General features: G+C 75.0%; 6 protein-coding genes. 4 read left to right on the forward strand and 2 right to left on the reverse strand.

The features are described 5' to 3' along the window. Positions 1 to 9 precede the first annotated feature (9 nt). A complete protein-coding gene (locus tag ABZU52_RS16700; protein WP_354971895.1) occupies positions 10 to 648 on the reverse strand; it encodes a response regulator transcription factor in 639 nt (212 codons plus the stop codon). Between the two features lie 192 nt (positions 649 to 840). On the opposite strand from ABZU52_RS16700, the gene ABZU52_RS16705 reads away from it, so the two are divergent. Beyond that, positions 841 to 1,815: a nitroreductase gene (locus ABZU52_RS16705; RefSeq protein WP_354971896.1), complete on the forward strand. Its 975-nt coding sequence runs from the start codon at positions 841 to 843 to the stop codon at positions 1,813 to 1,815. A 14-nt stretch (positions 1,816 to 1,829) separates the two neighbouring features. On the opposite strand, the gene ABZU52_RS16710 is transcribed toward ABZU52_RS16705, so the two are convergent. Beyond that, a complete protein-coding gene (locus ABZU52_RS16710) occupies positions 1,830 to 2,822 on the reverse strand; it encodes an NAD-dependent epimerase/dehydratase family protein (protein ID WP_354971897.1) in 993 nt (330 codons plus the stop codon). Positions 2,823 to 3,025: 203 nt separating this feature from the next. Here ABZU52_RS16710 and ABZU52_RS16715 point away from each other — a divergent pair, with 203 nt between their 5' ends. The 3 genes from ABZU52_RS16715 to ABZU52_RS16725 form a co-directional block, all read left to right on the forward strand. After that, entirely contained in the window at positions 3,026 to 3,958 is a 933-nt protein-coding gene (locus ABZU52_RS16715) for an ABC transporter ATP-binding protein (protein ID WP_354971898.1), read from the forward strand. Continuing rightward, a complete protein-coding gene (locus tag ABZU52_RS16720; RefSeq protein ID WP_354971899.1) occupies positions 3,955 to 4,677 on the forward strand; it encodes an ABC transporter ATP-binding protein in 723 nt (240 codons plus the stop codon). Before ABZU52_RS16715 ends, ABZU52_RS16720 begins: the two co-directional genes overlap by 4 nt. A 7-nt stretch (positions 4,678 to 4,684) precedes the next feature. Then, positions 4,685 to 7,651, forward strand: a 2,967-nt coding sequence (locus tag ABZU52_RS16725) for a permease (RefSeq protein ID WP_354971900.1), incomplete at its 3' end; no start/stop codon positions are given.

The following is a 7,651-nucleotide window of genomic DNA, read 5'->3' on the forward strand; positions in this document are numbered from 1 at the left end:
CGCCCCGGGTCAGGAAGTCTTGCCGAGCAGACGGGTGGCCAGCACGGCGGCCTGCGTACGACGTTCCAGACCCAGCTTGGCCAGCACGCTGGAGACGTAATTCTTCACCGTCTTCTCCGCCAGGAACATCCGCCCGGCGATCTCCCGGTTGGTCAGCCCCTCGGCCACGTACTCCAGGATCCGCCGCTCCTGCTCGGTGAGCGACCTCAGCTCGCGTGGCTGCTCGACGCCGTTGCGGATGCGCTCCAGCACCCGGGTGGTGATGGCCGGGTCGAGCAGCGACTGCCCGGCCGCGACGCGGCGCACCGCGTCGACCAGGTCGGTGCCACGGATCTGCTTGAGCACGTACCCGGCCGCGCCCGCCATGATCGCCGCGAACAGTGCCTCGTCGTCCTCGTACGAGGTGAGGATCAGGCCCTTGATGGACGAGTCGACGGCGCGGACGTCACGGCACACGTCGATGCCGTTGCCGTCGGGCAGCCGCGCGTCGAGGATCGCCACGTCGGGCCGCAACGCCGGGATGCGGCGGGCCGCCTCCTGCGCCGAGCCGGACTCGCCGACCACCTCGATGTCGCCGCTGCTCTGCAACAGGTCGGCCAGGCCACGGCGGACGACCTCATGGTCGTCGAGGAGGAAAACCCGGATCATCAGTCGTTTCTACCCGCTGCCGATGGCTTTCCGCACGGGCCGAAGGTCCCGACCATCCCAGCGCGAGCGGGCGCTCGGACCCGACTGGTCGGGACGTCCGGCCCTGCTCGGCGCGCACCGATCGGTGGAGCGTGAAGGTACGCCGGCCAGCATGGCACCAGCTGCGGCCGGCCCAGCGGGAGGAGCACCGCCATGGAGATCGGCTACACGGCAGCTCAGCTACGGACCGCCGCCGTGGACGCGGTCCGGGCACCGTCGTTGCACAACACCCAACCGTGGCGGCTACGGCTGCGCGACGGCGGCATCGAGGTGCTGGCCGACCCGACCCGCCGGCTGCCGGCCACCGACCCGAGCGGGTGGGGTGTCCGGATCGCCTGCGGCGCGGCGTTGTTCAACCTGCGGATCGCCCTGGCCGTGGCCGGCATCCCGGCCCGGGTGCGGCTGCGCCCCGACCCGGCCGAGCCGGACCTGCTGGCCCGGCTGGTACCGGACCTCCCACGCCGACCCACCCCCGCCGAGCAGAGCCTGTACGCGGCCATCCCCCGCCGGTTCAGCAACCGCCTGCCGTTCTGGCCGGACCCGGTGCCGGCCGACGCCCGGTGGCGCCTCGGCGAGGCGGCCCATGCCGAGCAGTGCTGGTTGGAGCTGCTGATCGGGGTGAGCGCGGTCTCCGCGTTCGGCGAGATCGCGCGCGGCGCGCACCGGGTGCTGGAGCGCGACCCCGCGTACCGGGCCGAACGGGAACGGTGGCTGCGCCGGGAGTTCGCCCCGGACGGCGTGCCCAGCTCGGCCGGAGGTCCGCAGGGCGAGCCGCAGGATGTCCTCCCGACCCGCGGCTACGGTGGGCGCGACCGCGCCCCCGGGCGGGACTTCGAACCGGAACCCCTGGTGGGGGTGCTGGGTTCGGTCGGCAACACCGCCGTGGACCAGGTGATCGCCGGGCAGGCCCTGCAACGGCTGCTGCTCACCGCCACGGACGCCGGGCTCAGCGTGTCGCTGCTCTCCCAGCCGATCGAGGTGCCCTCGGCGCGGGAGCAGCTGCGGCTGTCCCTGGGCCGGTTCGGCACGCCGCAGATGGTGCTGCGGATCGGGTACGGCCAGCCAGGTCGTCCGACCCCCCGACGCGACGTCGACGAGGTGCTGGAGCTGCCGGTGGTGCCCGCCTGACCCCGGCGGCACGGTCAGCCGGCGAGCACGGCGGCCTCCAGGGCCGGGTCCAGCCCGATCGAGCTGCGCTGCGGTCGCCCGGCGCGCGGCGGAACCGCGCCGACCTCGCGCAGCCAGCGCCAGGTGTCATCGACGGTCTCGGCCACCGGCCGGCAGGTCAACCCGGCCGCGAGGGCGCGGGTCACGTCCTGCTCCAGCAACCCCCGGTACGGGTGGCCGCGCGGCAGCCAGATCGGCAGGTCGCTCCACGGCTGCACACCGGCGGCGAGGATCGCCGCCGGATCGGTCCAGCGCAGCCGGGCGTCGGCGCCGGTGGCGACCACACACGCGTCGAGCAGTTCGCCCATCGTGGTCTGCGTCGGACGACCGACCGCGTTGACCGTGCCGGCCAACCGCCGGGCGCCGGCGTCCAGCATCCACGCCGCCAGGTCGCGGACGTCGACGTACTGCACCGGCAGGTCGGCCGGCCCGGGGGCGAGCACGTCCCCGCCCCGCTCGATGCGCCGTAGCCACCAGGGCAGCCGGCCGATGTCCTCCCCCGGGCCCAGGATCAGGCCGGCCCGGGCGACCAGCGCACGCCGGCCGAACACCTCCCGCAGGGCACTCTCGGCACCGGCCTTGAGCTGCGGGTAGTCGCCGTCGACGGAGCCCGGGTCGGCGTCCACCACCGGGGAGTCCTCGTGCAACCCGATGGTGGCATGGTCGGTGTAGACCGACCCGCTGGACACGTACACGTAGTGGCCGACCGTGTCGATCAGGGCGCGCGCGGCGTCGCCGACGGCCCGCGGCGCACCGTCCCAGGTGTCCACCGCGACGTCCCACTCGCCGCCGGCCAACGCCGCCAGGCCGTCCGGCGCGGTGCGGTCACCCCGCAACCGGTGTACGCCGGGCGGCACCGTGCCGTGCACACCCCGGTTGAACACCGTCACCGACCAGCCGCGGCGCACCGCCTCGTTGACCGTCGCCCCGCCCACGAAACCCGTACCGCCCAGCACCAACAGTCGCATGTGCCCCACCCTGCCGGCGGTCGCCGAAGGACGACACCCCCGTTCGCCGGTAGCGAATCTGCCCGGAGCAGAACCCCGAGGTGGCGCCGTCCAGCATGCAGTAAAGCCGCCCAGGGCATGGTCAACGGAGCCGCCGATTGCGAGACTGCTTCGGTCTGCGTCAGCACGGGCAGTAGAGGCGCGCAACCCGGACGGAGAAGGGCATGTCCCGCACACCGCTGTCCCTGCCGCGGCCACCCGCGCGGGCGCCCGAGTTCGGCCGGGACGCGCTCATCGTCTGCGAAAACCTGGTGCGCATCTACCAGACCGGTTCGATCGAGGTGCAGGCGCTTCAGGGACTGGACCTGGCCGTGCGGAGCGGTGAGCTGGTCGCCGTGGTCGGCGCCTCCGGGTCGGGCAAGTCGACGCTGCTGTCCATCCTGGCCGGCATCGACGCCCCCACCGCCGGGCGGGTCCGCGTCGACCGGTGGAACCTGCTGGCGATGTCCCGCGCGGACCGGGTGGACTACCGGCGGCACACCGTCGGGTTCGTCCGGCAGCAGACGGCCAGCAACCTGATCCCCTACCTGACCGCACGGGAGATGGTAGACCTGCCGATGACGGCGGCCCGCACCGCGAAAAAGGAGCGCCGGGAGCGCGCGGCCGAGCTGCTGGACAGCCTCGGCGTCGCCGACTGCGCCGATCGGCGCCCCGGGCAACTCTCCGGAGGGCAGCAGATGCGGGTCGCGATCGCGGTGGCGCTGGCCAACCAGCCGCGGATCCTGCTCGCCGACGAGCCGACCGGCGAGCTGGACGCCGCCACCTCCGCGGAGGTCTTCGGCGTGCTGCGGGACGTCAACCGGCGTTACGGCGTCACCGTTGTCGTGGTGACCCACGACCCGGAGGTCAGCGGACAGGTCGAACGGACCGTCGCAATCCGGGACGGGCGCACCAGCAGCGAGGTGCTGCGCCGCAGCACCACCGACGCGGCGGGCGACACGCACCTCATCGCCGAGGAGTACGCCGTGATGGACCGGGCCGGACGGGTCCAGGTGCCCCGCGAGTTCCGCCAGGCGCTGGCGCTGACCCGGCGGGTCCGGCTGGCCCTGGAACCCGACCACATCACGATCCGCCCCGACCCGGGAAGCGGCGAATGAATAGCGAGCCGCTGCTGCGCGTGCGCGGCGTACACCGGCGTTTCGGCACCGGGCCGAGCGTCGTACACGCCCTGCGTGGCGTGTCGTTCGACGTGCCCGCCGGCTCCATGGTGGCGCTCGTCGGCCGGTCCGGCTCAGGCAAGACCACCCTGCTCAACGTCATCGGTGGCCTGGACCGCCCGGACGCCGGCACCGTGCACGTCGACGGCACCGACGTCACCGCGCTCGACGAGGACGGCCTGTCCCGGCTGCGGCGCGAGACGGTGTCGTACGTCTTCCAGAGCTTCGGGTTGATCCCGGTGCTGTCGGCCGCGGAGAACGTCGCCGCCCCGCTGCGGCTGGCCCGCGTCGCCCCGGCCCAGCGCGAGCGGCGGGTCGAGTTGCTGCTGGAGCTGGTCGGCCTGGCCGACCACGCCCGGCAGCGGCCGACCGAGCTCTCCGGCGGCCAGCAGCAACGGGTGGCGATCGCCCGCGCGTTGGCTGCCTCGCCCCGACTACTGCTCGCCGACGAGCCCACCGGGCAACTGGACGCCGAGACTGGCCTGTCGGTGATGGCCCTGCTGCGCGGGATAGTGGAATCCGAAGGCGTCACAGTGGTGGTGTCGACGCACGACGCGGTGATGATGGCCCTGGCCGACCGGGTGATCCGCATCCACGACGGGCACCTCGACGAACAGGCGTCCGGGCAGCCGTACGAGCCCGCGCCGGACGTCAGGTGACCCGACGATGCTGAGGCTGGTCAGCCGGCGCGCCCGCGCGCAGTGGCCGTTGCTGGCAGCCCTCCTCGGGGTCGTCACCATCGGCGCGACAGTGCTGGGCACCTGCACCCTGCTGGTCACCCGCACCGCCGAGCGGGCGCTGGAGGTCGCCATGGCCCGCGCCGCCCCCGCCGCCGTCGACGTGACCGTCTACACCGGCACGGTCGAGGGCCGGGACGCCGCGTCCGTCGCCGCCGACACCCGCACCGTGGTGACCTCCACGCTCGCACCGTTCCCGGTGACGACGACCGCGCGGGCGTCGACAGTGCTGCGGGCGTTGCCGCCCACGCTCGCCCCGGGCACCACCGTCCCGCCCCAGGCGTACCTGTCCGGACTGGACGACCTGCCGGCCCGAGCCGAGCTGGTCACCGGGCGCTGGCCACAAAACCCTGGCGACGCGGTGCTGCTCGAGTCCACCGCCCACCTGCTCGGCCTCACCCCCGGTAGCCGGGTACGCCTCGGCGCCGAGCTGGCCCACCCGCCCGTCCCGGCCCTCGACGTGACAGTCGTCGGCGTCGTACGCCCGCTGGCGGCGCGGGGCTGGGACCGCGACCCGCTGGCCGCCGCCGGCTCCGCCACCGGCTACCGGGACGGCCGCTTCCTCCAGCCGGTCAACGCCTACGGCCCGTTCCTCGTCGACCTCGCCGACCTGGTCACCACCGGTGCCACCGTCAACCGGCTGGAGGTCACCGCCCATCCGGACCTGTCCCACCCCAACCGCCGCGACCTGGAGACCGCGGCCGGGGCCGTCCGCGGTGCCGACCGCCCGCTGGCCGGCACCCTCGGCGACCGCGTCCAGCTCGCACGTGTCGCCTCCGACCTGCCGCTGACCCTGCGGGCCGCCGACGACCAACGGGACGTCACCGCCGCCGTCGTGCTCGCCATCGCCGTCCTCGGCGGTGTCCTGGCCGCGACGGCACTCGTCCTCGCCGGCCGGCTGACCGCGGGCATCCGTGCCGAGGAGACCGCCCTGCGGTCCGCCCTGGGCACCAGCCGTCGCCAACTCGCCGCCACCGCGACGCTCGAGGCCGGGCTCGTCGCCGCCGTCGCCGCCGCGCTCGCGACACCTGTCTCGTCGGCCCTGCACGCCGGCCTGACCCACCTGCCGCCACTGGACGACGCCGGCCTGACCGTCCGGCCGGCCATCACCGGTGCCCAGGTCCTCGCGGTCGCCGGCGGCGCGCTGGTGCTCGCCGCCGTACTCACCGTCCTGGCGATCCGGCCCGTTCCGGCAGCCGGCGACCAGCGCACCCGCCGGGAACTGCTGGCCAGATCCGGCGCCGACCTGATGCTCGCGGTATTCGCCGCCGCCGGATGGTGGCAGCTCCACGCTCAGCCCACCGCCGCCAGCCCACGCCCCGACGCGGTCCGGGTGCTCGCGCCGGCGCTGCTGCTCACCGCCGGCGCCGCCCTGGCACTCCGGTTGGTGCTGCCCGCCCTACGCGGCGCCGACCGGCTGGCGTACCGCGCCCGCGGGCTGGCGCTTCCGCTGGCGGTCGCCGAGGCCGCCCGCCGGCCCCAGGCGGTCGCCGCCGGGCTGCTCGTCGGGCTGGCCTGCGCGGCCGGAACCTTCGGCCTCGCCTTCGACACCACCTGGCACCAGTCGCAGCGCGACCAGGCCGCGCTCTCCGTCGGCACCGACCTGGCGCTCACCCTCGGCACGACGCCGGTGGCCGGCGACGGCGCGGTCGTCAGCGCGGCCACCGCGGGGGCGGTGAGTCCGGCCCTCGACCGTGGTACCGCCGTCGGTCAGTGGCTCGGCACCGCCGGCGATGCGCCGCGCCTGGTCGCCGTCGACACCACCCGCGCCGACGCGCTGCTGCGCGGGCCGCTGGACAGCGACCGCGAATGGGCGGACGTGGGTGCCACGCTGGCACCACGCACCCCTGTCACCGGCCTCGCCATTCCGCCTGGCGCCCCGCTCATCCTCAGCGGAACAGCGGCCGGCGACACCTCGCTCGCCGTGACGCCCCGGCTGCTGCTGCAGGACGCCACCGGCCTCCGCACGTCCTGCGCCGGTCCCGCCGTACCGCTCGACGGCCGGGAGTTTCGGTTGCCCGCCTGCGCGACGGTTGACGGGCTACGCCTCGTCGCGGTCGCCCTGCCGGTCACCGCCGAACCGGTCGGCGGACCCGTCGCGGTAGCCGTCACACTCACCGTGCCGCCCACCGGGTCGGCGGAGACCTCCACCGACGGATCGGACTGGACGGCCACGTCCGCGCCGCCGGTCCCGAGCAAGGTGAACGACCCGACAGTCATGCTGTCCGCCACGCCGACGGGAACCGCGCTGCGGATGGCCGCGACCGTCGACCTCGGCGGCGACGCCGACGCCGCCCGGACCCTCGTCGCCACCGCCTTCCCGGACCCCGGCCCGGTGCCCGTCGCCGTGTCCGCCCGCTTTGCCAGCGAGGTCGGTGTCGACAACGGCAGCCAGCTCAGCGTCACGGTCGGCACCACGCCCGTCCCGATCGTCGTCACCGAGGTCGTGCCGACCGTACCGTCCGCCCCGGGCGCCGTCGCCGTGCTGGCCGACCTGGACACGCTGTCCCGCGCCCGCGCCGTCATCGGTGACCTCACGTTCCCGGTCGACGCCTGGTGGATCGGCCACCCAGCCGGTCCGGGTGCCGCCGAGCGGGCCACCGCACTGCACCTGGGCACCGTCGCGAACCGCGAGGCGGAGACCGCCCGCCTCACCGGCGGCCCGCTGAGCGCCGGGCTGCCGGCCGCGCTCCGGCTCATCGTCCCGGCCGCGGCCCTGCTGCTGCTCGCCGGCGTCGTCCTGCACGTCACCTGCGATCTACAGGTCCGCGCCGTCGAGGTGGCGCGGCTGCGCGGCCTGGGGATGTCCCGGCGCGGCATCCGGGCCGTGCTGCTCGGCCAGCACGCCGGCGTTCTGCTGCCCCTGCTCGCGGCGGGCGCCGCCGTCGGCGCGCTC

It is taken from the genome of Micromonospora sp. NPDC005220 (genome assembly GCF_040607895.1).
GTDB lineage: Bacteria > Actinomycetota > Actinomycetes > Mycobacteriales > Micromonosporaceae > Micromonospora.

Excerpts from the sequence above, each read along its gene's own strand:
- ABZU52_RS16700 (WP_354971895.1), bottom strand. The coding sequence starts at position 648 with ATGATCCGGGTTTTCCTCCTCGACGACCATGAGGTCGTCCGCCGTGGC.
- ABZU52_RS16705 (WP_354971896.1), top strand. The coding sequence starts at position 841 with ATGGAGATCGGCTACACGGCAGCTCAGCTACGGACCGCCGCCGTGGAC.
- ABZU52_RS16710 (WP_354971897.1), bottom strand. The coding sequence starts at position 2,822 with ATGCGACTGTTGGTGCTGGGCGGTACGGGTTTCGTGGGCGGGGCGACG.
- ABZU52_RS16715 (WP_354971898.1), top strand. The coding sequence starts at position 3,026 with ATGTCCCGCACACCGCTGTCCCTGCCGCGGCCACCCGCGCGGGCGCCC.
- ABZU52_RS16720 (WP_354971899.1), top strand. The coding sequence starts at position 3,955 with ATGAATAGCGAGCCGCTGCTGCGCGTGCGCGGCGTACACCGGCGTTTC.